This window comes from Mesorhizobium liriopis, assembly GCF_024053505.1.
In the GTDB taxonomy this organism is placed as follows: Bacteria; Pseudomonadota; Alphaproteobacteria; order Rhizobiales; family Rhizobiaceae; genus Mesorhizobium_B; species Mesorhizobium_B liriopis.
In genome coordinates this window covers 264,377-289,548 of the sequence record NZ_JAMXQS010000003.1, presented here as the reverse complement: position 1 = coordinate 289,548, position 25,172 = coordinate 264,377, and the positions used below count along the sequence as shown (strand labels likewise).

The window sequence follows — 25,172 nt, the reverse complement described above, 5'->3', positions numbered from 1 at the left end:
CCTGCCGCTCATGAGGGGATGGGGCTCGTCTCAACCCATGTCGGACAGGCTGGCGACCAAACCGGGCGGCGGGGTAACCGGCACAACGGGATGCTGGAACTCGTTCGACGCTTCCACCGGCCCGGCGGTGAACCCGCCGCCGCTCAGTTCTTCGAACGACAAGGGCAGCCCGGCGTCCCCGCCATGACGCGACTGGAAGACCGCAAGCAACAAAGCCTGGTTGTCCGTTGGCTCCCGGTCGGGGATCACTGCGGTCTCGGGGTTAGCTGCCGAAAGTCTAGCCTCGAATGCCTCGCTGGAAAGCGCAAGTCCGGGCCCCGCATCCTTCTCGGATTGCATGGGCACTACGTCGGCGAAAGAGCTGAGTCGGTCCATCTTGCCCGCTGACGAGCGGGACGCCGTGATCCGTTCACCGGCGACCGAAGCGACGATTGTCGCCGCAACATCATTGCTGGTCATCACAAAGGCGTCCACCGTTCGTGATATTTGAAACGGCCGAGACGTTCCACCGAAGCGTTCACGCAATGGCAGAGTGAGGGCTTCAAAGGCGGTCGTTTCGTTAGGGGGCTCCATGATGGCGCTGTCGGCCATCGCCACCGCTACGTCCGCATTCCTGAGGTCGTCGGCTGCCGTCATCATGAACGGCGGCGGTACGCGATCGGCATCGGCAGCTGTGACGACGAAAGGCATCTGCTGCGCTATGCCCGGCGTGAGACCGAGCGAAAGCACGGTCGCCGCGGCCAGTGCCCACGGCGTGCCTCGTCTGATTGAACCCGCTGCAAGCGCGGTTGGGATGAGCCAGGATCGATAGACCATCGCAGTCTCGACCTACCATCGCATGCATTGCGCGAGCCTGACGGAATTGCATCGGATTGAACGGAACGAACCGACTCGATGGGGATTCGATGCCCCATGGCACAGGCGCTTTCCCATGGCACTGAACATGGCACTGAACTCGAAAAGGCGAAACCGGCCAAGCCGGTCGGCCTGTCCGAGACCGCGCTGAAGGAGAAGGCGCTTCTGATCCACAAGCGGCTTTGCGCCGTCTATGGCTGCCCGATCCCATACTTTCAGGATCTCGATCCGCTGAGCGAGCTCGTTTCATCGCTGCTGTCGCATCGCACCAAGAACGCTGATTCCGGCCGCGCCTTCAGGGCATTACGGGAACACTATCCGGATTGGCAGGCGCTGATCGACGCGCAGACCGAAGAGGTCGAGGGCTTGATCAAGGGCGTGCGCTGGCCGGAACTGAAAGCGCCGCGCATCCAAGCCATCCTTCGGGCCGTAAAGGCAACGCATGGCAGCCTCACGCTCAATTTTCTTGAAGGCGTGGGTGTCGATGAGGCGCGCAATTGGCTCGAAGCCATTCCCGGCGTCGGCCCGAAGACGAGTGCGGCCGTTCTGTCCTTCTCGACGCTCCGCATGCCGGCATTGCCCGTCGATAGCCACCACCACCGCGTCGCCCAGCGCCTCGGCCTGATCGGCCCCAAGGTCGATGTCGGCCCTTCGCACGCCATCCTGCGCGCCCAGCTCCCTTCCGATTGGGATGCGCAGAAGATCTACGACAACCACGAGATCCTGATGCTGCACGGCCAGAAGGTCTGCTTCTTCCGCAAACCCGCCTGCCACCGCTGCACGCTGGCCGATATCTGCCCAAGCGCGTTCAAGGTGAACTGAGGGGCCTTCAGCGGTATCGAGCGAAGACTTCGTGACCGTTCACGTCAGGTTCGACCGTCTGCCAGCCATGCTTACGGTAGAACGGGGCGTTGTCGTGCGTCGCGTAAAGATAAACGGCACTGGCTCCGGCCTCGAATCCTTTCTCCAGAGCATGGTCCGACAAACGCGCTCCCAAGCCCAGCTTGCGATGCGACTCGTCCACCCAAAGTGCCGCGACCCAAGGCGAATACTGCGGCCGCTCTGCCATGTCGTTGAAGATCAAGGAAACCGTGCCGAGAAAGGCGTTGCCAGCGACAGCAACGAAAGTGGTTGGAATGGCATCAGCATCGAGACATTCGCTGATGGCGGCATCCAACGCATCCAACGTTTCTCCCTCGTCTTGCCACCATGCATGCCAGAGACGGTCCCGAACGACAGAAACGAATTCCGGCCGCTCACGCAGTGTCACGATCTCGAATGGCATGGCGTCTCGCGTCATGCCGCCTCGCGCACCTGATAGTCCTTGATGGCGGCGAAGCGGATGTCCTTCCAGCGCTCGGCTTCGTAGTTGAGCGAGAATTCGTGCTGGGCGAGGAAAACCGGATCTTCGTCGAGATCGCGCGCGATGTCGCCGCGATGGCTTTCGATGAAACGCTGGAGCTCCATGCGGCTATCCGCCGAAATCCAGCGGCACACGGAAAAGCGCGCCACTTCGAAATCGACCGGCAGCTGGTATTCGGCGGCGAGGCGCTCCTTCAGCACGTCGAGCTGCAGCGCGCCCACCACGCCGACGATGGCCGGCGAGCCGTCTTCGGGTGAAAAGAGCTGCACCACGCCTTCCTCGGCCATCTGCTGCAGGGCTTCCTTGAGCTTCTTGGCCTTCATTGCATCGCCCAAACGCACGCGGCGCAGGATCTCGGGTGCGAAGTTCGGCACGCCGCGGAACAAGAGTTCCTCTCCTTCCGTCAGCGTATCACCGATACGCAGGGTTCCGTGGTTCGGGATGCCCACCACATCGCCCGCATAGGCCTCGTCCGCCGTGATGCGCGAGCGCGCAAAGAAGAACTGCGGCGCGGACAGGGACATCGGCTTGCCGGTGCGCACGAGCTTGGCCTTCATGCCGCGCTCGAGCGTGCCCGAGCACACGCGCACGAAGGCGATGCGGTCGCGGTGGTTCGGGTCCATGTTGGCTTGGATCTTGAAGACGAAGGACGTCATCTTTTCTTCCGTCGCCTCGACCTTGCGCGTGTCGGCCTCCTGCGCGCGCGGGGCGGGGCCGACATCGCCGAGCGCCTCGATCAGGTCGCGCACGCCGAAATTGCGCAGAGCCGAGCCCCAGAAGACCGGCGTCAGGTGGCCTTCGCGGAAGGCCGCGAGATCGAACGGACGGCAGGCCTCCTGCGCCAGTTCCAGCCCTTCCGCGAATGCCTCGCGCTCGTTCTCGGGCAGGCGGCCGGCGACCAGATCGGAGCGCGCGCCATTGACCTTGGTGCGGTGCTCCTCTGAATCCGAGCCGCGCACGGCGCTGTCTGCCAAGTGGAACGTGCCGGAAAAATTCTTGCCGCTGCCGATCGGCCAGGTGATCGGTGCTGTGTCGAGCGCCAGCTTCTGCTCGATCTCGTCGAGGATGTCGAACGGGTCGCGCGCTTCGCGGTCCATCTTGTTGACGAAGGTGACGATCGGGATGTCGCGCAGGCGGCAGACTTCGAAGAGCTTGAGCGTGCGCGGCTCGATGCCTTTGGCCGCGTCGATCACCATCACCGCGGAATCGACTGCGGACAGCGTGCGATAGGTGTCGTCGGCGAAGTCCTCATGGCCCGGCGTGTCGAGCAGGTTGAAGATGTGGTCGCCATATTCGAAGGTCATCACAGAGGTGACCACCGAGATGCCGCGCTCGCGCTCGATCTTCATCCAGTCCGAGCGGGTCTGGATCTTGTCCTTCTTGGCCTTCACTTCACCGGCGAGCTGGATCGCGCCGCCGAACAGCAGGAGCTTTTCGGTGAGCGTGGTCTTGCCTGCGTCGGGGTGCGCGATGATCGCGAAAGTGCGCCGGCGCGGCACTTCGCGCGCGATGGAGTCTGCCATGGAGAGAGCCGTGAGATAAAAGAACGTGTCGTGGGGCGCATATAGCGATGCCACGCCGTTCTGTCGAATATGCCGAAACTACGCGATGCGTGCGAGGCGGAAGGAGGCCGGCACGAAGGGGCGCAGGGTCATGCCGTCGGGGCGGATCGCGACGAAGCTTTCGGGTGGCACAGCCTGCCAGCCGCTCTGTGAGCGGTCGAAGGGCTCGGAGACGAGGCAGCGGCCGCCTGACGGCGTCTGTGCCGTATAGAGTGTCGGCGCCAGGCCGTCGCTCGCATGGCGCAGGGCCCAGAGCGTTTCGCCGTCGGAAAAGCAGGCGGTCAGCTTCAGATCGGGCGACAGGCCGGCGGATTCGGCGACCTCGGTGACACGCCCGACCGCGCGGGCAGCTGCACCGAACGGATCCTGGTCGAGCCCTTCGGCGAGCATCAGGAGAAACAGGAATTCGGAATCCGTCGTGCCCTGCCGCTGGTCGTAGAGCGCGTCGGGCAGGAGCGACTCCAGCCGGCGCCTGAGCTTTCCCCAGGCGCCGATCTGGCCGTTATGCATGAAGCTCCAGCGCCCGGACGCGAAGGGGTGGCAGTTGGTGCGGCTTGTGCCGCCGCCGGTCGCCGCGCGCACATGGGCGAGGAAGAGGCGCGAGGAAATCTGCCGGCACAGGCTTTGGAGGTTCGGGTCCGACCATGCGGGCAGGATATCGCGGTAAAGGCCGGGTTCTGGCCGCGCGCCGTACCAGGCGATGCCAAAGCCGTCCCCATTGGTGGCCGTCTTGGCTTCCAGCGCGCAATGGCTTTGCGCCACGAGGCTGTGGCAGGGGGCGGAGACGATAGTCTCGAGAAAGAGTTCAGGGCCGAGATAGGCTGCCCAGCGGCACATGGGAGGCGACCTTTGTTGCGCTGCACAAGCCGAAATCTTGTGCCGGCTTGGTTAATGAAATCTGAAGATTGCGCGGGTCTGACGGATGATTGATGCCTTCTGGGTGTGGGCGGCGCGCGCTTCGCCATTGACGCGTCACAGGCGAGGGGTAATTTCGCCGCTCATGGCCCGACCCGATACCATGCCCCCTTCCACCTCGCTCGAGCCGCGCATCGGCGTGGTGCGCCTGCCACACGGCGCTGATCTGCCCTTGCCTGCCTATGAGACGGAAGGGGCCGCAGGTCTCGACCTGCGCGCTGCAGTGCCCGCCGACCGTCCGATCCTGATCCTGCCCGGCCGCCGCGCGCTCGTGCCGACCGGTCTCGTCTTCGAACTGCCGGAGGGCTTCGAGGGACAGGTGCGGCCGCGCTCGGGACTGGCTTACCGCCATGGGATAACTTGCCTGAATTCACCCGGCACGCTCGACTGGGATTATCGCGGCGAGCTCAAGGTGATCCTGGCGAACTTCGGTGACGAGGAATTCTCCGTGTCACGCGGGATGCGCATCGCGCAGCTGGTGATAGCGCCCGTCTCGCGCGCGCGGCTCGAAGAGCGCGTCCATGCGTCCGAGACGCTGCGCAGCAGCGGTGGCTTCGGCTCGACCGGGATAGGACGGGAGGAGAATGGCAATGGTCAGTGACGAGCTGAAGCAGAAATCCGCCCGCTTTCGCGCTTTGCATGACGGGCGCCAGCCCTTCATCATGCCGAACCCCTACGACATCGGCACGGCGAAGCTGCTCGTCTCATTGGGCTTTGAAGCGCTCGCCACCACCAGCGCCGGCTTCGCCTTCACGCGCGGCCTGCCCGATGGCGGGGTGCCCTTCGACCAGCGCATTGCCCATGCCAAGGAACTGGCGGCGAGCGTTCCGGTGCCTGTTTCGGCCGATCTCGAAAAGGGCAAGGGCGACAGTGCGGAAAGTGCCGGCGAAACGGTGTTCGCGGCCGAAGCCGCAGGGCTCGCCGGTTGCTCCATCGAGGATCACACGGGCGACCCGTCCGCACCCATCTACGAGTTCACGCACGCCATCGAGCGCGTGCAGGCGGCGGTCGAAGCCGCGCGCGCCTTTAGCCACGACTTCATCCTGACGGCGCGCGCCGAGAACCTGCTTTGGGGCGGGCCGCTGGACGACACGATCCGTCGCCTGGTCGCCTTCGAACAGGCGGGGGCGGATGTGCTCTTCGCGCCCGGCCTGGACATGGACGGCGTGCGTGAAGTGCAGCGCGCCGTCACCAAGCCGCTCAACGTCATTGCGCAGCCCAGCATGCGGCTCGACGAACTGGCCGAACTCGGCGTACGGCGCATCTCCGTCGGCTCGAAGCTCGCCAATGCGGCCTTCGCTGCCGTGCGCAGTGCTGCGCGCGAGATGCGCGATGCGGGCACCTTCACCTTCGCCGGGGATGCGATGGGTTTCAACGAACTGCAGGACCTGTTCGCGCCAGACCCCCTCACGAGGGCCTAGGCTGCCAAGGGGTGCTCACGGGGGCGTGAACGGAGAATGTGAACGTTTTTCGCGCGTCGCCGTTTGAACGCCACGGATAGCCAAATCCGGTCCCGGTTTCCGCGCTTCGGCTGCAGGGAGGTGGATCAGACCCGGCAGCCGGGCAAGGCGACGCAGGCGCTTGACTCAATAGCCGCCGCGTCGCTTTTGCTTGTCCGGAATTCTCTCGACAGGCAATTTCCCATGGAAAAGATCAACGTCACCGACATGCACACGGGCGGCGAGGCCGTGCGGATCGTCACCGGCGGCCTGCCGCGAATCGATGGTGCTACCATCCTTGACAAGCGCGCTTATGCGCGCACGCATCTCGATGGTCTCCGCAAGCTCCTGATGTGGGAGCCGCGCGGCCATTACGACATGTATGGCGTGCTGCCTGTCGCCCCCAGCCTGCCCGATGCCGATCTCGCTGTGCTGTTCATCCACAATGAGGGCTACTCCACCATGTGCGGGCACGCGACGCTCGCGCTCGCACGCTGGGCCGTGGATGAGGGAATCGTGGCGGCTCGGGAGCCCGTCACACAAGTGCGCATCGAATGTCCCTGCGGGCTCGTGGTGGCGGAGGTCGAGGTCAAGGATGGCAAGGCGGGTGCGGCCTCATTCGAAAGCGTGCCTTCTTTCCTGCTTCACCGCGACCAGACGCTTCAGCTCGATGGCAGAACCATTCGCTTCGACGTTTCCTATGGCGGCGCCTTCTACGCGATCGCCGACTGCACCCAATGGGGCTTGGAGTTCGGCCACTCCCGCACGCGCGACTTCATTGACGCCGCGACCGCGCTGACGGAGGCCGTCAAGGCTTCGCTCCCGATCACCCATCCGGACCACGCCGATCTCGGCTTTCTTTACGGTTCGATCCTGACGGACGGCGGCGATGGCACGAACGCTCCCACCCGCAATGTCTGCGTCTTCGCCGACGCGGAAGTGGATCGATCCCCGACTGGCTCGGGCGTCACCGCCCGGCTGGCGGCGATGTTTGCGAAAGGCGAGGTCGGTCTGGGCGAAACGCGTCAGTTCGAAAGCATTGCCGGCTCCCGGTTCACGGGCGAGGTCGTGCGCGAAACACAAGTCGGCGCGCATCGCGGGATCGTGGCGAAGGTCGCGGGACGGTCGTTCTATTCGGGCCGCGCGGAGTTCTGGCGGGAGGAAGATGACGAGTTGGGTAAGGGGTTTCTGTTGCGGTGACGCGGCCGCTTCGCGAACTCAGGCGATCGGCTCTGCCCCGAACTCACGCCACCATCACCTCGACCAGCGCCGCCCTGCCCACAGTCCTTGCCCGCTTCACCGCCTCGCCCAGCTGGTCCGCCCCCTCGATCCGCTCCGCCGCCATCCCGTAAGCCTTGGCGATCAGTGTGAAATCCGGTGGCACTGGCGACACGCCGACCGGCTCCACGCCCACATCGCGCATCGAGGTCTCGATCTCGCGATAGCCGCGATTGTTCCAGACCACGAAGATCACCGGCGCTTCCGCTTCGAGCGCGGCCCCGAGTTCCGCCAAAACGAACTGCAATCCGCCATCGCCGGTCAGGCAAACCACCGGCACATCGGGCTGCGCCAGAGCCGCGCCGATGGCGGCCGGCGCGCCGTAGCCCAGCGCGCCGAAGCCCGTCGCCGCATTGAACCAACCGCCCGGCCGGTCATGGTCGTAAAACAGGTTCGCCGCATAGATGGTTTGCGTGGAATCGCCCACGATGATGCTGCCGGGCAGTGCGTCGCGAATGGCTTCCACTGCACCGAGCTGGCTTGCAAGCAGGGGCGAGAGCGCGGCGCGTGCGGCTTGCGCGGCAGCCTTGGCGCGCTCGGCACCGTTTTCGCCGCTGACCTTGGGAACGCCCGCCAGCAAAGCGCCGAGAGCCTGCGCGCTATCAGCCTGGATATCGATCCGTCCGGGATTGCGCTTGAGCTGCTCGCGATCGATATCGATCCGCACGAGGTTCTCTGGCACCTTGAACCCGCCATCGCCATACATGTCGTAATCCGTCGGCCCGAACTCGGTGCCGACCGCCAGCACGGCATCGGCCTTTGCCATCAGGTCGCGCACGACCGAAAGGCTTGGGGCGGCAGGCACGAGAAGCGGATGAGTGTGAAGAAGGCCGCGCGCATTGGTGGTCAGCACCACCGGTGCATCGAGCTTTTCGGCGAGCGCGCGCAATTCCATCGCGGCACCTTTCGCCCCGCCGCCTGCGAGGATCAACGGCTGGCGCGCCCCGGCCAGAAGGGCCGCCGCCTGCGCGATCTGCGTTGGCTCGGCCTTTGGCTTGGCTGCATTGCTCAGAACCGGCTCGAGGTCGCCGGCCGGCAAGGCCATCACGTCGGTCGGGATCTCGATATGCACCGGTCCCGGCCGCTCCGAGGCGAAGACGCGGAAGGCCTCGCCGAGTGCGGCCGGCAGGTCTTCAGGCGTCTCGATCCGCGTCGAGCGCAAGGCGAGTTCCGCCGTCAGCGCGCGCTGGTCGGGCATTTCGTGCAGATGACCCAAGCCCTTGCCGAGCGTGTCGCGCGCATTCACGCCTGAGATCACCAGCATCGGGATCGAGTCCGCGCGCGCCTGGCCCATCGCCGTCAGCGTGTTGAGAAGCCCCGGACCAGTGATCACGAAAGCCACGCCCGGCTTGCCGCTTGCCCGCGCATAGCCGTCGGCCATGAAACCTGCGCCCTGCTCGTGGCGGGGCGTGACGTGGCGGATCTTGGACCGTGCCAGCCCGCGATAAAGCTCCACCGTATGCACGCCGGGAATGCCGAAGACGAGATCGACCCCATGCGCCTCGAGAAGCGTGATCAAGGCTTCGCCCAAAGTGGGCAGGGCGTTTGGCATGACGGAGTCCCGGTCTGAAAAGGCCTGCCCAATTTCAAGCAGCTGCCTACGGAAGTCGCAAGTCTTGTGGATTATGCCAGAAACGTGCGGTTGACGGCGGCGTGAAAGACGGTTCATCTTCCTTGGCAGAAGGCCTGCACCGCCAAAGGATGCCATGCACCGAGCCCATTGCTCGCTCTTTGAAGAAGCCACTCGATGAGCGAGGCGATGGCTTCCGCATCCTTCGAGCCAACCGCAGGGGCTGCCGAAGCCATCCATGTCGAAAACCTGCACAAGCGCTTTGGCGAACTCCACGTTTTGAAAGGCGTTTCGCTGTCCGCGCGGGATGGCGAGGTGGTGGCGATCATCGGCGGCTCGGGCTCGGGCAAGTCCACGCTTCTGCGCTGCATCAACTGTCTGGAAAACCCGACCAGCGGCCTGATCCGCGTCAATGGCGAAGAGATCAGGCTGAAGCCCGATGGGCGCGGGGGTGCGGCGCCCGCCGACCGACGCCAGATCGAGCGCATCCGCTCCAGGCTCGGCATGGTGTTCCAGAGCTTCAATCTGTGGAGCCATCTGACACTTCTGGAAAACGTCATCGAGGTGCCCGTCCATGTGCTGGGCGTGAAGCGCGACGAGGCGGTGCGGACCGCCGAGGCCTTGTTGCTGCGCGTGGGGCTTTCTGAAAAGCGCGATACCTATCCGGCCTTCCTTTCGGGCGGCCAACAGCAGCGCGGTGCGATTGCGCGGGCGCTCGCCATCCAGCCTCGCGTGATGCTGTTCGACGAGCCCACATCTGCGCTCGATCCCGAACTCGTCGGCGAAGTCCTGCGCGTGATCGCCGATCTCGCGCGGGAAGGGCGCACCATGGTGCTCGTTACCCACGAGATGAAGTTCGCTCGCGGGGTCGCGAGCCATGTGGTCTTTCTTCACAACGGACAGATCGAGGAGCAGGGACCGCCGGAAGCCGTGTTCGGCAATCCGCGCTCGGAGCGCCTCAAACAGTTCATCCGCACAGTCGGCTGAAACCATAAAAACCAGCAGGGGAACCAAAAAATGAAAAACTGGACCAACACCATCGCAGCCGCCGGTCTCGCACTGATGGCAGCTGCCGGCGCGGCACAAGCCGAAACCGTGCGCGTGGGCTTCGCCGCCGAGCCCTATCCGCCCTTCACCTCGCCTGATGCATCCGGCAAATGGGTCGGCTGGGAGGTCGATTTCAAGGATGCGATCTGCGCCGAAGCCAAGCTCGATTGCGTGGTGACGCCGGTTGCCTGGGACGGCATCATCCCTGCGCTCACTTCCAAGAAGATCGACCTGATCATCGGCTCCATGTCGATCACGCCCGAACGCGAAAAGACCATCGCCTTCACCGACAAGTACTACAACACCCCGACCGCCATCATCGGCCCCAAAAGCGAGACCTTCGAGGCGACGCCCGAAGGGCTCGCGGGCAAGGTGATCGGCGTGCAGGTGTCCACGGTGCATGCGGCCTACGCCAAGAAGCACTTCACGGAAGCCGCCGAGATCAAGGAATATCAAACGCAGGACGAGGCCAATCAGGACCTCGCCGCCGGCCGTGTCGATGCGGTGCAGGCCGACTCCATCGCGCTCGACGCATTTCTGCAGTCCGAACAGGGCAAGGACTGCTGCAAGCTCGAGGGCAATGTCGCGCCCGATGTCGAAGTGCTCGGACCCGGCGTCGGCATCGGCCTGCGCAAGGAAGATACGGCCCTTCGCGAAAGACTGAACGCCGCCATCAAGGCCGTGCGGGCCAGCGGCAAGTATGACGAGTTCTCGAAGAAGTATTTCTCCTTCGACATCTATGGCGAGGAAACGCAGGCGAACTGAAGATACGGGAAAGGGCGTTTTCGACACGACGCAGCTGAACCCAACGCCTGGGCTTTCCCATCACTCCGACCCTCGCCCCTTTCCTGCAGCTCGGCACGCTCGACCTGCTGGCACTTTCCCCGCCCGGCTGGGGCGGCAATCTCCTGCGCGCGCTTCTGTCCTCGCTGGAGATTGCCGCTGGTGCCTTTGTGATCGGCTTGGGGCTCGGCACGCTGGGAGCGACGGGGAAGCTTTATGGCGGGCCGATGGTGCGGGACCTGCTCGAACTTTACACCACGCTCGTCCGCGCGATCCCCGAACTGATCCTGATCCTCCTGCTTTATTATGCGGGGACCGATCTCGTGAACCGTGCCGCCGCCGCGCTGGGCTATGGCCCGCTCGACATTTCGGGCCTCGCCGCCGGCATTCTCGTGCTCGGCGTGGTGCAGGGCGCCTATGCGACGGAAGTTCTGCGCGGCGCGATCCTCGCCGTGCCGCAGGGGCAGATCGAGGCCGGCCGCGCCTATGGCATGAGCCCATGGACGCTTTTGCGCCGCATCACGCTGCGCGCCATGCTGCCTTTCGCCATTCCCGGCCTCGCCAATCTCTGGCTCATCGCCACCAAGGATACGGCACTGCTCGCGGTCGTCGGGTTCAACGAGCTGACGCTGACCACCCGCCAGGGGGCGGGGGCGACCAAGGCCTATCTCACCTTCTTCACGGCGGCGATGATCATCTACCTTGCTGTCACGCTGGTTTCCGGCGTCTTCCTCGGCAGACTGGAAAGCTGGGCCCGGCGCGGCCTGCCTCCGATACGGGAGGCCGCATGAGCGAGCGCGACGCCCCCGATAATCTCGGTCTCATCGGTTCGCCGCAAACCGTTTCCACACATGTCGCGGAAACGAAACTTTCGGCTTGGCTGCAGCCGCATCGCGTCGTGCTGGCACTCCTCGGTCTCGCCCTCGTCGCCTATGCGGTAACTGCCCTTCGTTGGGACTGGATTCCGCAATACCAGACACTTCTCGTCCAAGGGCTGTGGCGCACGATCTGGGTGCTGGCGCTCACTGTCGCGCTCGGCTTCACGCTCGCGGTGCCCTTGGGTTTGGCGCAGGCCGCCGGGCCATGGTGGCTGGCCACGCCCGCGCGCGTTTTCTGCACCGTGATCCGGGGCACGCCGCTGCTGCTCCAGCTCTGGCTTCTCTATTACGGTCTGGGCTCGCTCTTTCCACAATATCCTTGGATCAGGCAATCCGAACTCTGGCCGTATCTGCGTCAGGCATGGCCCTACGCGATCGTGGCGCTGACCTTCTCCTTTGCGGCTTACGAGGGCGAGGTGATGCGCGGGGCTTTTGCCGGCACGCCGCGCGGGCAGCTCGAGGCCGCACGCGCCTTCGGCATGCGCCGCTGGACCGCCTTTCGCCGCATCTGGCTGCCCCAGGCCATCCACCGCGCGCTGCCGACGCTCGCGGGCGAAACCGTGCTTCAACTGAAAGCAACGCCACTGGTGGCCACCATCACCGTGGTCGACCTCTATGCGGCCGCCGCCCGCGTGCAGCGCGAGACCTATGTGATCTACGAGCCGCTGCTTCTGGTGGCTGCCGTCTACGCGATCATCGCAGGCCTGCTCGTGCTTGTTTTCCGCCGCTGGGAAAGGCGCATCCCGACACGGGTGGGATGAGCTTTGCTTTCCTGCTTCGGCGAAATGCCGGGCCGCCTTTCGCCCTGCGGCACCAAAGCGGTAGACTCCGGCGCGCGCTGCGCTAGAACGCCGGAAAGATCAGAGCCCGGCTTCGCGCCGGAAACGAAACGCCCGGCTTGTTGGAGCCCAGCCATGACGACCATCACCGAAACCCCGAAATTCGCTGTCGTGTTCGGCGCCTCGGGCTTTCTCGGGCGACACGTGGTGCGCGCGCTTGCCAAGCGCGGCTGGCGCATCCGCGCGGTCACCCGCTCGCCGGGCATGCCGATGCACCTTCAGCCGATCGGCAACATGTCCCAGATCGCACCCTTCCAGGCGAGCGTGACGCTGCCGGCCTCCATCGAGCGCGCGGTGGAAGGGGCCGATCTCGTCGTCAACCTCGTCGGCATTCTCTATGAGAGTGGCCGGGCGACGTTCGATGGCATCCACCACCAGGGCGCGAAGAACGTGGCGGAAGCTGCTGCCAAGGTCGGCGCGAAGCTCGTCCACCTTTCGGCCATCGGCGCGGATTTGGCTTCCAAGTCCGACTATGCCCGCACCAAGGCCGAGGGCGAGCGCGCGGTGCTGGGTTCGCACCCCGATGCGGTGATCCTGCGTCCGTCCATCGTGTTCGGCCCCGAGGACCAGTTCTTCAACCGCTTCGCCGACATGGCCCGCTTTTCGCCCGCACTCCCGCTGATCGGTGGCGGCCACACCCGCTATCAGCCGGTCTATGTGGGAGATGTCGCCGAGGCCGTGGCGCGCGCAGGCGATGGCGCATTGTCGAGCGGTGCCGTTTACGAACTCGGCGGCCCGGAAGTGCTTTCCTTCCGAGAACTGATGGAGCGGATGCTGAAGGTCATCGACCGCAAGCGCCTGCTGGTGTCTGTGCCGTGGCCGGTGGCCGAAATCCAGGGCAAGGTGCTCGGGCTTCTGCCCAAGCCGCTTCTCACCAGCGATCAGGTCGAGCTGCTGCGCTCCGACAATGTGGTATCGAGCGCGGCCGAAGGCGAAGGCCGCACGCTTGCCGGTATGGGCATCGAGCCGGATTCGCTCGAAGCCATCCTGCCGTCCTATCTCTGGCGCTTCCGCGAAACCGGCCAGTTCGCCACCAAGCGGGCCTTCGCGCGGAACTGAATCAATCCCGGCAAGAGGGCGAACCGGTTTGCGCCCGGGATTGCGACAGGAAATAGGCTGGAGCGGGAAACGCTCCAGCTGGATATCAGCCCCACACCGCCAAGCCGATCAGGCCGAGCGTGCCGACGATGATGCGCCACCAGGCGAAGATGCCGTAGCCGCGCTTCGACACGAAATCGAGCAGCGAGCGCACCACGAGCAGTGCCGCCAGGAAGGCGGCCACGAAGCCTACCGCGATCACGGCGACATCCGATGATGTCAGCAGGTCGCGGTTCTTCACGAGATCCAGCGTGAACGCGCCCACCATGGTCGGCATCGCCAGAAAGAACGAGAACTCGGCCGCCGAACGCTTGTCGACGCCGAGCAGAAGCGCGCCGACAATGGTCGAGCCCGAGCGCGACGTGCCGGGGATCATGGCCAGGCACTGGAAGAAGCCGATGCCGACCGCGACCGGCAGCGGAATCTGCCCGATATTCGTGTAGCGCGGATTGACCGCCAGTCGGTCGGCGAAGAACAGCACGACGCCGCCCAGGATCAACGTGATGCAGATCAGCACCGGCGTTTCGAACAAGACCGTCTTGATGAAGTCGTGCGCAAGCGCGCCGATGATGGCGGCCGGCAGAAAAGCCGCAATGATGCCCACCACGAAGCGGCGCGTCGGCGGGTCCGAGGGCAGGTCGGTGAGGATGTACCAGAGCTTCTTGGCATAGACCGACAGGATCGCGAGGATCGCGCCGAGCTGGATCAGAACCTCGAATACGCGCCCCGTCGATTGGAACCCGATGAAGTGGCCGATCAGGAGCAGGTGGCCGGTCGAGGAAACCGGAATGAACTCCGTCAGGCCTTCCACGAGGCCGAGCAGGAGCGCTTCGAGAAATGTATGGACGTCCATGATTCCTTCATCCCATGTGGCTGAAGAGAAGCCTCCCGGCTCTCGCCTCTGCCAGCTTTGGCTTCGCTTGTCACGGGCGCGTGACGCTTCTATAGACCTCTGCGCCTGGCGATCATCGATCTGTCAGACGGGACTTGCCTCAGCCTTGGGGCCGTTTAGCTTCTGCCGAAACCGCGCTCCGCAGGGCGTAGTAACCCGTAGGGTCCATGCTGACGCTTTTTCATTATCCGCTCTTCGCTCCCTGCCGTTTCGTGCGTCTGGCCTTTGGCGAGTATGGCGAGGAGTTGGCGCTGATCGAGGAGCGTCCGTGGATGCGGCGCAAGGAATTCCTTTCGCTCAACATGGCAGGAACCGTGCCGGTGCTTCTGGCCGAGGGCGACGTACCGGTGGTGGGCGCGAACGTGATCGCCGAATATCTCGACGAGACGCGCGGCGTTTTGAAACGTGACCGTCGTTTGCTCGCCGAAGACCCGCTCGACCGCGCCGAGATCAGGCGGCTGATGGACTGGTTCCTCGATAAGACCGAGAGCGAAGTGACGCGCCATCTCGTGCGCGAGCGCGTGTTGAAGCCCTATATGGAAAACGGCAATGGCGGCGCGCCCGATGCGGCGGCCATCCGCGCCGCGCGCGCCAATATTCGCCAGCACCTCAAATATGTGAACTGGCTCGCAGGCACGCGGAACTGGCTGGCCGGCACGCGGTTGACCTATGCGGATCTTGCCGCCGCCGCCACGCTCTCCGTACTCGACTATCTCGGCGAAATCCCGTGGCGCGACTATGCGGCCGCCCATGACTGGTACCAGAAACTGAAATCGCGCCCCGCCTTCCGCTCGCTCCTGAGCGACCGCGTACGGGGGCTGGCCCCTTCGGCCCATTATGCGAATCTCGACTTCTGAGGGGCGCCCAAGCCCCATCAAGCTGAAGGAACTCGTGACCCGCGAGGCCCGTCTCGCGGGCTTCGATTGCGTCGCGATAGCCGACCCCGACGGTGTGCCGCTGGCGGCCGGGCGGCTCGCCGAATTCGTGGGCCACGAGCGCCACGGCTCGATGGAATGGATGCGCGAAACACTCGCCCGGCGCGGCCATCCGAAAGGGTTGTGGCCGGAAGTGCGCTCGGTGATCGTGCTGGGGCTGAATTATGGCCCCGCTATCGACCCGCGCGAGGGTCTGGCACTGAAAGACCATGCCAACATCTCGGTCTATGCCCGCAATCGCGACTATCACGAGCTGATCAAGGGGCGGCTCAAGACCGTGGCCGGCAAGCTCGCGTCCAAGGGCAGTTGCGACGTGAAGGTATTCGTGGACACCGCGCCCGTCATGGAAAAGCCCCTGGCCGAGAATGCCGGGCTCGGCTGGCAGGGCAAGCACACCAATCTGGTGAGCCGCGAGTATGGCTCGTGGCTTTTTCTCGGCACGATCTTCACCGATGCCGAATTGCCTTTCGACGGACCCACCGGCGGCAGCTGCGGCTCCTGCCGTGCTTGCCTCGATGCCTGCCCGACAAACGCGTTCCCCGCGCCCTTTCAGATCGACGCGCGCCGCTGCATTTCCTATCTCACCATCGAGAACAAGGGTCCGATCCCGCACGAATTCCGCGAGAGCATCGGCAACCGCGTTTATGGCTGCGACGACTGCCTCGCCGCCTGCCCATGGAACAAGTTCGCGAAAACAGCGTCGGAAGCAAAGCTGCAGGCCCGCGCCGATCTCGTCTCGCCGCCTTTGGCCGAGTTCCTCGGCATGGACGACCCCGCATTTCGCCAGCGCTTCTCGGGCTCGCCCGTCAAGCGCATCGGCCGCGACCGGTTTTTGCGCAATGTTCTGACTGCTGCGGGAAACTCAGGCGAGGGGAGCCTGATCGCGCCCTGTCTCGCGCTGCTCGATGATCCGTCGCCGCTGGTGCGTGGCGCGGCCGTCTGGGCTCTCTCCCGGCTTCTTCCGCCCCACCAGTTCGCAGCACTCCGCAGCGAGCGTTTGAGCACGGAAGCCGACGCGGATGTGCGCGCCGAGTGGCGGGCTGTTTCTCATCTCCACGAGGCGGCTTGAATGAATGTTCTGATCTTCGGCGCCGGCTATTCGGGCCAGGCTTTCGGTCGCCTGCGCGAAGGGAATGTGCCGGTTTCCGGCACGACGCGGAGCCGCGATAAGTTCGGCAGACTGGAAGGCGCCAATATCCGGCCCTTGTTGTGGGACGGCGAAGCGCGCGACGAAAATGTGCTCGCTGCACTCGAAACTGTCACCCATCTCGTGATTTCGGCCGCGCCAGGCGAGGCGGGTGATCCCGTGCTGCGCGCCTTCCGCGATGACATTCTCGCTGCACCGAACCTGCGCTGGATCGGCTACCTGTCCACCGTCGGCGTTTATGGCGATCATGGCGGCGCCTGGGTGGATGAGACCACGCCGACGGCTCCCCGCTCGCGCCGCTCGGTCGAGCGCGTCGAAGCCGAACGGGCTTGGGACGCATTGGCAAGAGAGAAGTCCGTGCCGCTCGCGATCCTTCGCTTGTCCGGCATCTACGGCCCCGGCCGCAACGCCTTCGTGAATTTGGAAAGCGGCACTGCCAAGCGGCTCGTGAAGCCGGGTCAGGTCTTCAACCGCATCCATGGCGAGGATATCGGCGCGGCCCTTTGGCATCTGGCCAAGGCCGACAGTGGCGGCATCTTCAATGTCACCGATGACGAACCCGCCCCCCCGCAGGATGTCGTCACCTACGCGGCCAGCCTGATGGGAACAGAACCTCCCGCCGCCATCGACTTCGCCACCGCCGATCTCTCGCCCATGGCGCGCTCCTTCTATGGCGAGAACAAGCGCGTCTCCAATGCCAAGCTGAAAGCCACCGGCTTCCGCTTCCGCTTTCCCGACTATCGCACAGCCCTCGACGCGCTCTGGCGCGAGGGAAACTGGCGCGAGGGCGCCGGCCGCTCGCCGATCTCGCAAAGTTGACCGCCTCGCCACACGGACGTCACCGAGACCGGCTTCAGGCAAGACTGGGATTTTAAGACTTCGCTAACCCGCTCTCACGAGTCTCGCCCCCGGTTCGGAGACCTTTCGAAATGTTCAGCCGCCTCGCGCGCATCGTCATCCTGATCGGCTTGGCCGTCACCATCGCCTTGACGGCCTTGATCGATGCCAATGCCGATCCGCTCGCCAAGGATATGTTCGGCGCGGAGAAGCTGCCCACGGTGGGCGCGCCGAAATCCTACGGCTTCTACTCCAAGGGCTGCTTCACGGGCGGCGTGGCGATCGCCACCGACGGGCCGACATGGCAGGCCATGCGCCTGTCGCGCAACCGCCGCTGGGGCCACCCCACCATGATCAAGCTGATCGAAAAGCTCAGCCATGATGCGGTAGAGGACGGCTGGCCGGGGCTGTTGCTCGGCGACATCTCACAGCCGCGCGGCGGTCCGATGCTGTCGGGCCATGCCTCGCACCAGATCGGGCTCGACGCCGATATCTGGTTCACGCCGATGCCCGACCGCCGTTTGACCCCGCAGGAGCGCGAAAGCATCCAGCCGCGCTCGCTCGTCAACGAAAAGACGCATCTGGTGATCGACCGCTACTGGACGCCCGCCCATGAGCGGATCCTCAAGCGCGCCGCCTCTTATCCGGAGGTGGAGCGCATTCTGGTCAATCCCGGCATCAAGAAGAAGCTCTGCGACACGGTGAAGGGCGACCGCACATGGCTCGCCAAGGTGCGCCCCTTCTGGGGCCACGACTACCACTTCCACGTCCGCATCGGCTGCCAGCCGGGTTCCGAAGGCTGCAAGAAGCAGGCCGACGTGCCGGAAGGCGACGGCTGCGGGAAGCCGCTCGCCTGGTGGTTCACTGAGGAGCCGTGGCGCCCTAACGAGAACCCGGACGCGCCCAAGGCGCGCGACGTCATGAAGCTTTCGGCGCTGCCCAAGGCCTGCCAGATGGTTCTCAATGCGCCGTCGCCGAAGTCCGAAGCGCTTGTCACGATGGGCGACACCGGCGGCTCGGACAATCCCGTCGCACGCGTTTCAGTGCCCGAAATGGCGGGCTCGACGCCTGCTGCGGCTTCAGCCTTCGCGCCGACGCCCAAGGTCGACATTCCGATGCCGCCCAGCCGCCCGCGCGGCTGAGCCCGAACAAGCCGCCCGCGCGGCTAGGTAGAGCAAGCCGCCCGCGCGGCTGAGGCAGACGCTGCCAAGCTACGCTTTTCTCCACCATTTGTTTTTTATCTCTGGCCCGGATAAGGGGGCCGGACAGGGTGGCCTTGAGGACGAAAACGGCATGGCGAGCAGTGCGGCAAGAGATCACCGAACCCCAGCCGCATCGCGCGAAGCCGTCTTTCAGTTTCCCGTCCTGATCGGCGATGTTGGTGGCACCAATGCCCGCTTCGCCGTGGTCGAAGGGCCGGACGACGATCTGGGCGAAGTCGAGATCGTGCGTGTCGCCGACTTCCTCAACATCGATGACGCCATCACCCATGCGCTTTCCAAGCGTCGGGGCGATCCGCCGGCGAGCATGATCTTGGCCGTCGCCGGCCCGGTGACGGGCGACGCCATCGCGCTCACCAACTGCCCCTGGGTCGTGCGCCCCCGCGCGCTGATCGACAAGCTCGGCTTCCACGACATCGTCATGCTGAACGATTTCGAGGCGCAGGCGCTCGCCGCCGTGGTGATGGAGCCGGAAAACCTGGCTGCCATCGGCTCGGGAACAGCGGAGGAAGGCGGCAGCCGCGTCGTGCTCGGGCCCGGTACCGGTCTGGGAGTGGCCGGTCTCATTCAGTCGAACGGTCGCTGGATTCCGGTGCGCGGTGAGGGCGGTCACATGGATCTCGGCCCCCGCACCCCGCGCGACTTCGAAATCTTTCCCTTCATCGAAAAGCTCGACGGCCGCATTTCCGGCGAACAGATCCTGTGCGGCCGTGGCCTCGTCAACCTCTACCGCGCGGTCGCCAAGGCCGACGGCGTGGAAGCCAGGCTCCACACGCCGGCCGAAATCACCTCGGCCGCGCTCGAAGACAAGGACGAGCTTGCCGAGGAGGTGCTCGACCTCTTTGTCACTTATCTCGCCCGCACGGCAGGCGACCTTGCACTCGTCTTCATGAGCCGGGGCGGCGTGTTTCTATCCGGCGGCATTGCGCAGAAGATCGTGCCTGCGCTCCAGAAGCCCGGCTTCCGCGAAGCTTTCGAGGACAAGGCACCCCATCAGGAATTGATGGCGACAATGCCGGTCTCCGTCATGACGCACCCGCTTGCGGCCCTTCTCGGTCTCGCGGCCTATGCCCGGCATCCGTACGACTTCGGGCTCGAAACGGATGGCCGCCGCTGGCGCGGGTAATGTGTCGGCCTGATAGTCAAGGCGAAGCGAAGAGGCTATAGGGGCGCGCGATACGGCTTCGTGCCGCCCCTTCACTCGACCATCGGCAAACGATTTGGCCTCCAAAAACAACAAGAAGCGTGCCGAGCCCGGCGAGATCATCGCGGTGATCCGCCGTATCGCCTCGGAGAACGGCCGCGAATATGTCGCGCAATATGCGCTGGCCGGCATCTGCCTGCTGCTCACCGCCGCGACCACGGCCTTCACCGCCTGGATCATGCGCGATGTGATCGACAAGATCTTCTACGAGCGCCGCTCGGATCTGGTTCTGGGCATTTCGGCAGTCGTGTTCGGTGCTTTCGCGCTCCGCGGCTTCGCGTCGTATGGTCAGGCCGTGATCTTGGCCAAGATCGGGAACAATCTCGTCGCGCGCTACCAGCGCCGCGTCTTCGCCCACATGATGCGGCTCGGGCTCGACTTCTTTGTCGAGAACCGCTCGGCGCGGCTTGCCGCGCGCATCAACCAGAACGTGAACGGCGTGCGCGACCTGCTCAACACCACGCTGACGGCCGTCACCCGCGATGCCGTTTCGCTGATCGCCCTGTTGGTGGTGATGGTGATTCAGGACCCGGTCCTGTCTTTGTCCGCGCTGGTTATCGGCCCTCCACTGGTCTTGACCGTCAATATGCTCGTCAAGCGCCTGCGCCGCATGACCCGCGAACAGGTGGACATCACCTCGCGGCTGCTCGGCTCCATGCAGGAAGCCGCCCAAGGCATCGCGGTGGTGAAGGCCTTCACCATGGAAGACCAGTTGTCGCGCAGCCTCGACAAGCAGATCACCCGCGTCGAGAAGCGCTCCAACAAGATCGCCAGCGTGTCCGAACGCCTGACGCCGGTGACCGATGTTCTGGCGGGCACCGCGGTCGCCGGCGTCATCGCCTATGCCGGCCTGCAATTCTCCGGCTCCGCCACGCCGCCCGGTTCCGTGTTCGCCTTCATCACGGCCCTTCTTCTGGCCTACGACCCCGCGCGCCGTTTGGCCCGCGTGCAGGTGAGCCTGGAAAAGAGCCTCGTCAACGCGCGCATGATCTACGAGATCCTCGACACGCCGCCGCGCCAGCAGGATGCGCCCGGCGCGCCCGCACTTCGCGTCGACAAAGGCGAAGTGCGCTTCGAAAACATCCGCTTCGGCTATGTGGGAGACCTGCCGGTGCTGCACGGCGTCTCGTTCACGGCCGAGGCCGGCAAGACCACGGCCATCGTCGGCGCCTCGGGTGCCGGCAAGTCCACGCTGATTGCCCTTCTCGAGCGCTTCTACGATCTTGATGGCGGTCGCATCACGGTGGACGGGCAGGACATCTCGACGATCACCAAGCAGTCGCTGCGGTCGTCCATCGCCTATGTCAGCCAGCAGCCCTATCTCTTCGAAGGCACGATCCGCGACAATATCCGCTATGGCCGTGAAACGGCGACGGATGGGGAGATCGAGGAGGCCGCGAAGCTCGCCAATGCGCATGAGTTCATCGAGCGGCAATCGCAGGGCTACGATACGGAGGTCGGTGAGAACGGCGTGACGCTGTCGGGTGGTCAGCGCCAGCGCATCGCGATCGCCCGCGCGCTGGTCCGCGACGCACCCATCCTGCTTCTCGACGAAGCCACATCCGCGCTCGACAACGAATCCGAAGCCCGCGTGCAGGAAGCGCTCGACAAGGCCATGGTCGGCCGCACCACCATCGTCATCGCCCACCGCCTGTCCACCGTCGTCAACGCCGACAAGATCGTGGTGATGGAAGAGGGGCAGGTGGCGGAGGAAGGCACGCACGGCACGCTGCTCGCCGACGAGCGCGGCCTCTATGCGCGCTTCCATCGCCTTCAAAGCGCGCGGGGCTTAGGCCTCGTGGACGACCGCAAAGCCGCACAGCCCGCCCCCGAGCCGCAAAGGATCGCAACCCATGGCTGACACGCGCGAAATGGGACTGGTCGTGGTGGGTGCCGGCGGCCGCATGGGGCAGGCGCTGATCCGCGCCATCCACGCCACGCCCGGCCTGTGCCTGAGTGGTGCCGTCGAACGCACAGGCTCGCCGCTCATCGGTCGCGATGCGAGTGCTCATGCTGGTCTCGAAGCGTCCGGCATTAAGATCACCGACGACCCGCTTCCCGCCTTTGCCGCCGCCCAGGGCGTGCTCGATTTCACCACGCCTGCCGCGACCGTCGAATTCGCCGGCTATGCGGCCCAAGCCGGGATTGCGCACATCATCGGCACGACCGGCTGCTCGGATGAGGACGAGGTTAGGATCAAGGCCGCCGCGCGCCATGCGCCGATCGTCAAGTCCGGCAATATGAGCCTCGGCGTCAACCTGCTCGCTGGCCTCGTCAAGAAGGCGGCAGAAGCGTTGCCGGCAGAAGACTTCGACATCGAAATTCTGGAAATGCATCACCGCCACAAGGTCGATGCGCCCTCGGGCACGGCCCTTTTGCTGGGTGCCGCCGCAGCCGAGGGCCGCGAAATCAATCTAAGCGAGAACAGCGTCCGCTCGCGCGACGGCCACACAGGCGCGCGCCAAACCGGCACGATCGGCTTTGCGACGTTGCGCGGCGGCTCGGTGGTCGGCGATCATTCGGTGATTTTGGCGGGCACGGGCGAGCGCATCACGCTGTCCCACCAGGCCGAGGACCGCACGATTTTCGCGCGCGGTGCCGTCCGCGCCGCCCTTTGGGCCCATGGCCGCAAGCCCGGCCTTTATTCCATGCTCGACGTGCTCGGGCTGAACTGAGGAGAACGGAATGACTGGAACACTGGTGCTGATCCGCCACGGCCAGAGCGACTGGAACCTGAAGAACCTTTTCACCGGCTGGCGCGACGTCGAGCTGACCGAAACGGGCCGCATTGAGGCGCTCGCCGGCGGCCAGCGCCTGAAGGCGAAGGGTCTCAAATTCGATATCGCCTTCACCTCCGCGCTCAAGCGCGCGCAGAACACATGCCAGATCGTGCTCGACGAGCTCGGCCAGTCCGGTCTCGAAACCGTCCGCAACGAAGCGCTCAACGAGCGCGACTATGGTGACCTCTCAGGCCTCAACAAGGACGACGCCCGCGCCAAATGGGGCGAGGAACAGGTCTATATCTGGCGCCGCTCCTATGACGTGCCCCCGCCCGGTGGTGAAAGCCTGAAGGACACCGGCGCGCGCGTCTGGCCCTATTACATCCATGAGGTCCAGCCGCATGTGCTGCGCGGGCAAACCGTTCTGGTTGCCGCTCACGGCAACTCCTTGCGCGCGCTGATCATGGCGCTCGAAGGCATCGCCGGCCCCGACATCGTCAATCTCGAACTCGCCACCGGCGTCCCCATCGTCTACCGCCTCAATGCGGATTCCACGGTCGCCTCCAAGGAAATTCTGGCGGCCGTCTAAGCAACGGCCATCACATCTTCTTGCCTGTTTCCCGGCGCGTCCTCAGCTTTGCCGACGCGCCGGCACCTTCCGCCTCCGGAGTTGCGAAAAGGCTGTGAACAGCCGCACCAACTCACGATCCATCAGGCACAACGCCCGTCCGCACCCGCCTGACGAAACGGAAATCGTCCCTCACAAGATTCCCCGTTGACAGGCCCCACCCGCCCCACTACACCCCCTCTCGCCTGCCCAGATGGCGGAATTGGTAGACGCGCACGGTTCAGGTCCGTGTGCCGCGAGGCGTGGAGGTTCGAGTCCTCTTCTGGGCACCAAGCACTCCCACAGTGCTTGACGACACAGTAAAATCAGCAAAAACATGTGCTTACGCGACCCGAGTGCTACGCACGGGTGCTACACATGAGCTTGGCGATGAGCCGTCCTTTCAAGCATCCCCGCACTGGCATTTACTGGCTTCAAAAACGCGTCCCGCAGGATCTTGTGTCCACTTTGGGCCGCAAGGAAGTCACGCAAAGCCTCGGGACCCGAGACCCGGCGGAAGCGAAGCGTAAGCTGGCCATTGAGCTTGCTGAATTGGAATCACAGTGGGCGGACCTGCGAAGCGGATCACGCTCGATCACCAACCAAATAGCCCATGCACTGGCGGCCCACTCTACGATCGTTGGTCAGAAGAGCGCCGGGACAATCCGAGCGAACAATTCACGTGGCATCCCCAATTGCATCGCCTGATGTGGATAGCGAAGGACGGTCTGGAGCGCTACACGGCCAGCATTGCCATGCGCTCACGCACAGGTCGCATCTTCGTCGATTATTTGCGCAACGGACGAGGTGCGACAGCGGTTGCGGCCTACTCGACACGGGACAGGGCGGGGGCGCCCGTCTCAACGCCGCTGACATGGTAGGAGCCCATGATGGTGTCCAGTCCAGTCGGTTCGGATTGAAGAACCTCGTAAGCCGGATGAGACGCTTGAGGATCGACCCGTGGAGCTCACTGATGCAGCTTGATCAGCGATTGCCCTGATTGGAAGTACTGCACGGCCGTGATGATCGAGCAAGACCGAGCGTCAGACTGCGTCGATTCCTCTGAACTCCTGGAGCCGACGCTTCATGCTGGCGACCTGCTTTTTGTGTTCTGGATCGCGTCTCAAAGCGACGCTGGTAGATAGAATATCGATGACGACCAGCGCCGCGATACGTGACGTCGTGGGCGTATACATATTGGTGTTATCGAGCGTACGTACGAGCAGCGACACATCGCAATAGTGCATCAGAGGCGAGTCGGAGCCGATCAAGCCGATAACCTTGGCGCCCGAACCGCGCGCAGTCTGGGCCACGCGCAAGATGGATTGAGTGCTTCCCGTGTTGGATATCACCACCGCGACATCGGCTGGATCCATCATGGAGGCGACCATGAACTGCTGATGCGAGTCGAGCTGGGCGCCGCAGGGAACACCGAAGAGCGGAAATTTCTGCTGCGCGTCGCGGGCCACGATGCCCGACGCGCCGAAGCCAAAGAACTCGATGGAGCGCGCGGCCGTCAGAATGTCGATGGCGTCGTTGAGCGCCTTGCGGTCGAGATGGTTGCGAGCCCAGTCGAGGCTGGTCATCGTGTAATCGAAGATCTTTTCCGTCACGGCTTCGGGCGTGTCCGTGTCGAGGAGCACGGAATGCGTGGCGGGTGTGCCGAGCGCGAGCGCCTGGGCGAGGCGCAGCTTGAAATCGGGAAAGCCCGCGCAGCCCACGGCTGCCGCGAAGCGGATTACCGTCGGCTGACTGACCTCGGCAAGCGCCGCCAGTTCGGCCACCGTTGCGTTGAGGATGCGGCGCGGGTCGGCCAGAACGGCTTCGGCGACCTTGCGGTCCGATTTGCGCAGGTCGTGAAAGCTGGTCCGCACGACCTCGATGATGTTGGGCATCGAGCCGTTCTGGTTTTCGGTGCGTGTTTCGCGCTGCATCGTGGTTCCGCAATCCGCGTGGATGCCATCAGCCTATCACAATGAAAGG

The 25,172-nt window shown here is 64.6% G+C and carries 26 protein-coding genes and 1 tRNA gene; 20 read left to right on the top strand and 7 right to left on the bottom strand.

Annotated elements, in window-relative coordinates; all coding sequences use genetic code 11:
- Positions 1 to 30: 30 nt before the first annotated feature.
- Positions 31 to 690, bottom strand: coding sequence for a hypothetical protein (locus NGM99_RS07170; protein ID WP_252817488.1), 660 nt, complete (start codon positions 688 to 690; stop codon positions 31 to 33).
- Positions 691 to 987: 297 nt separating this feature from the next.
- Here NGM99_RS07170 and NGM99_RS07165 point away from each other — a divergent pair, with 297 nt between their 5' ends.
- Positions 988 to 1,677: an endonuclease III domain-containing protein gene (locus tag NGM99_RS07165; RefSeq protein ID WP_252817795.1), complete on the top strand. Its 690-nt coding sequence runs from the start codon at positions 988 to 990 to the stop codon at positions 1,675 to 1,677.
- 7 nt (positions 1,678 to 1,684) lie between these two features.
- On the opposite strand, the gene NGM99_RS07160 is transcribed toward NGM99_RS07165, so the two are convergent.
- From NGM99_RS07160 to NGM99_RS07150, 3 genes are all read right to left on the bottom strand, one after another.
- A complete protein-coding gene (locus NGM99_RS07160) occupies positions 1,685 to 2,140 on the bottom strand; it encodes a GNAT family N-acetyltransferase (RefSeq protein WP_252817486.1) in 456 nt (151 codons plus the stop codon).
- 11 nt (positions 2,141 to 2,151) lie between these two features.
- Positions 2,152 to 3,741 (bottom strand): peptide chain release factor 3, encoded by a 1,590-nt coding sequence (locus tag NGM99_RS07155; RefSeq protein ID WP_252817484.1) that lies wholly within the window; start codon positions 3,739 to 3,741, stop codon positions 2,152 to 2,154.
- 78 nt (positions 3,742 to 3,819) lie between these two features.
- Positions 3,820 to 4,617 (bottom strand): class II glutamine amidotransferase, encoded by a 798-nt coding sequence (locus NGM99_RS07150; protein WP_252817482.1) that lies wholly within the window; start codon positions 4,615 to 4,617, stop codon positions 3,820 to 3,822.
- 163 nt (positions 4,618 to 4,780) lie between these two features.
- Between NGM99_RS07150 and dut the strand changes: the two genes are divergently transcribed.
- The 3 genes from dut to NGM99_RS07135 all read left to right on the top strand — a co-directional run bounded on the left by dut (position 4,781) and on the right by NGM99_RS07135 (position 7,334).
- Positions 4,781 to 5,296: a dUTP diphosphatase gene (gene dut / locus NGM99_RS07145; protein ID WP_252817480.1), complete on the top strand. Its 516-nt coding sequence runs from the start codon at positions 4,781 to 4,783 to the stop codon at positions 5,294 to 5,296.
- On the top strand, positions 5,286 to 6,116 hold the full coding sequence (locus NGM99_RS07140; protein ID WP_289852373.1) for an isocitrate lyase/PEP mutase family protein: 831 nt from the start codon (positions 5,286 to 5,288) through the stop codon (positions 6,114 to 6,116). The genes dut and NGM99_RS07140 overlap by 11 nt, the downstream gene beginning before the upstream one ends.
- A gap of 222 nt (positions 6,117 to 6,338) precedes the next feature.
- Entirely contained in the window at positions 6,339 to 7,334 is a 996-nt protein-coding gene (locus NGM99_RS07135) for a proline racemase family protein (protein WP_252817478.1), read from the top strand.
- Positions 7,335 to 7,377: 43 nt separating this feature from the next.
- Here the strand turns inward: NGM99_RS07135 and NGM99_RS07130 are convergent, their stop codons facing one another.
- On the bottom strand, positions 7,378 to 8,952 hold the full coding sequence (locus NGM99_RS07130; protein ID WP_252817792.1) for a 5-guanidino-2-oxopentanoate decarboxylase: 1,575 nt from the start codon (positions 8,950 to 8,952) through the stop codon (positions 7,378 to 7,380).
- A gap of 207 nt (positions 8,953 to 9,159) precedes the next feature.
- Between NGM99_RS07130 and NGM99_RS07125 the strand changes: the two genes are divergently transcribed.
- The 5 genes from NGM99_RS07125 to NGM99_RS07105 all read left to right on the top strand — a co-directional run bounded on the left by NGM99_RS07125 (position 9,160) and on the right by NGM99_RS07105 (position 13,588).
- The gene (locus NGM99_RS07125) at positions 9,160 to 9,969 is read left to right on the top strand and encodes an ABC transporter ATP-binding protein (protein ID WP_289852372.1); all 810 of its coding nucleotides are present in this window, start codon (positions 9,160 to 9,162) and stop codon (positions 9,967 to 9,969) included.
- Between the two features lie 75 nt (positions 9,970 to 10,044).
- On the top strand, positions 10,045 to 10,794 hold the full coding sequence (locus NGM99_RS07120) for a transporter substrate-binding domain-containing protein (protein ID WP_252817789.1): 750 nt from the start codon (positions 10,045 to 10,047) through the stop codon (positions 10,792 to 10,794).
- An 83-nt stretch (positions 10,795 to 10,877) separates the two neighbouring features.
- Positions 10,878 to 11,603, top strand: a complete 726-nt coding sequence (locus NGM99_RS07115; protein WP_252817787.1) for an ABC transporter permease — start codon at positions 10,878 to 10,880, stop codon at positions 11,601 to 11,603.
- Entirely contained in the window at positions 11,600 to 12,451 is an 852-nt protein-coding gene (locus NGM99_RS07110; RefSeq protein ID WP_252817476.1) for an ABC transporter permease, read from the top strand. The genes NGM99_RS07115 and NGM99_RS07110 overlap by 4 nt, the downstream gene beginning before the upstream one ends.
- A 153-nt stretch (positions 12,452 to 12,604) precedes the next feature.
- Positions 12,605 to 13,588 carry a complex I NDUFA9 subunit family protein gene (locus NGM99_RS07105; protein WP_252817474.1) on the top strand — a complete coding sequence of 328 codons (984 nt, stop codon included), beginning with the start codon at positions 12,605 to 12,607 and terminating at the stop codon, positions 13,586 to 13,588.
- A gap of 85 nt (positions 13,589 to 13,673) precedes the next feature.
- Here NGM99_RS07105 and NGM99_RS07100 read toward each other — a convergent pair whose 3' ends face one another.
- Positions 13,674 to 14,480 (bottom strand): undecaprenyl-diphosphate phosphatase, encoded by an 807-nt coding sequence (locus NGM99_RS07100; RefSeq protein ID WP_252817472.1) that lies wholly within the window; start codon positions 14,478 to 14,480, stop codon positions 13,674 to 13,676.
- A gap of 206 nt (positions 14,481 to 14,686) precedes the next feature.
- Here NGM99_RS07100 and NGM99_RS07095 point away from each other — a divergent pair, with 206 nt between their 5' ends.
- From NGM99_RS07095 to ligD, 11 genes are all read left to right on the top strand, one after another.
- Entirely contained in the window at positions 14,687 to 15,376 is a 690-nt protein-coding gene (locus NGM99_RS07095; RefSeq protein WP_252817470.1) for a glutathione S-transferase family protein, read from the top strand.
- Positions 15,357 to 16,523 (top strand): tRNA epoxyqueuosine(34) reductase QueG, encoded by a 1,167-nt coding sequence (gene queG, locus NGM99_RS07090; protein WP_252817468.1) that lies wholly within the window; start codon positions 15,357 to 15,359, stop codon positions 16,521 to 16,523. Before NGM99_RS07095 ends, queG begins: the two co-directional genes overlap by 20 nt.
- Positions 16,524 to 17,420, top strand: a complete 897-nt coding sequence (locus NGM99_RS07085; protein ID WP_252817466.1) for an SDR family NAD(P)-dependent oxidoreductase — start codon at positions 16,524 to 16,526, stop codon at positions 17,418 to 17,420.
- Between the two features lie 110 nt (positions 17,421 to 17,530).
- Positions 17,531 to 18,580 (top strand): penicillin-insensitive murein endopeptidase, encoded by a 1,050-nt coding sequence (gene mepA / locus NGM99_RS07080; RefSeq protein WP_252817464.1) that lies wholly within the window; start codon positions 17,531 to 17,533, stop codon positions 18,578 to 18,580.
- Positions 18,581 to 18,731: 151 nt separating this feature from the next.
- Complete coding sequence (locus NGM99_RS07075) at positions 18,732 to 19,784, top strand: glucokinase (protein ID WP_252817462.1); 1,053 nt, start codon at positions 18,732 to 18,734, stop codon at positions 19,782 to 19,784.
- Positions 19,785 to 19,878: 94 nt separating this feature from the next.
- Complete coding sequence (locus NGM99_RS07070; RefSeq protein ID WP_252817460.1) at positions 19,879 to 21,723, top strand: ABC transporter ATP-binding protein; 1,845 nt, start codon at positions 19,879 to 19,881, stop codon at positions 21,721 to 21,723.
- On the top strand, positions 21,716 to 22,537 hold the full coding sequence (gene dapB / locus NGM99_RS07065) for a 4-hydroxy-tetrahydrodipicolinate reductase (RefSeq protein WP_252817458.1): 822 nt from the start codon (positions 21,716 to 21,718) through the stop codon (positions 22,535 to 22,537). The genes NGM99_RS07070 and dapB overlap by 8 nt, the downstream gene beginning before the upstream one ends.
- A gap of 10 nt (positions 22,538 to 22,547) precedes the next feature.
- Positions 22,548 to 23,171 (top strand): 2,3-bisphosphoglycerate-dependent phosphoglycerate mutase, encoded by a 624-nt coding sequence (locus NGM99_RS07060; RefSeq protein ID WP_252817456.1) that lies wholly within the window; start codon positions 22,548 to 22,550, stop codon positions 23,169 to 23,171.
- A gap of 226 nt (positions 23,172 to 23,397) precedes the next feature.
- Positions 23,398 to 23,482, top strand: a tRNA-Leu gene (locus NGM99_RS07055).
- 97 nt (positions 23,483 to 23,579) lie between these two features.
- Positions 23,580 to 23,897 (top strand): DUF6538 domain-containing protein, encoded by a 318-nt coding sequence (locus tag NGM99_RS07050; RefSeq protein ID WP_252817454.1) that lies wholly within the window; start codon positions 23,580 to 23,582, stop codon positions 23,895 to 23,897.
- A complete protein-coding gene (gene ligD, locus NGM99_RS21740) occupies positions 23,897 to 24,070 on the top strand; it encodes a non-homologous end-joining DNA ligase LigD (protein ID WP_353937389.1) in 174 nt (57 codons plus the stop codon). The genes NGM99_RS07050 and ligD overlap by 1 nt, the downstream gene beginning before the upstream one ends.
- A gap of 162 nt (positions 24,071 to 24,232) precedes the next feature.
- Here ligD and NGM99_RS07045 read toward each other — a convergent pair whose 3' ends face one another.
- A complete protein-coding gene (locus NGM99_RS07045) occupies positions 24,233 to 25,123 on the bottom strand; it encodes an SIS domain-containing protein (RefSeq protein ID WP_252817452.1) in 891 nt (296 codons plus the stop codon).
- Positions 25,124 to 25,172 lie beyond the last annotated feature (49 nt).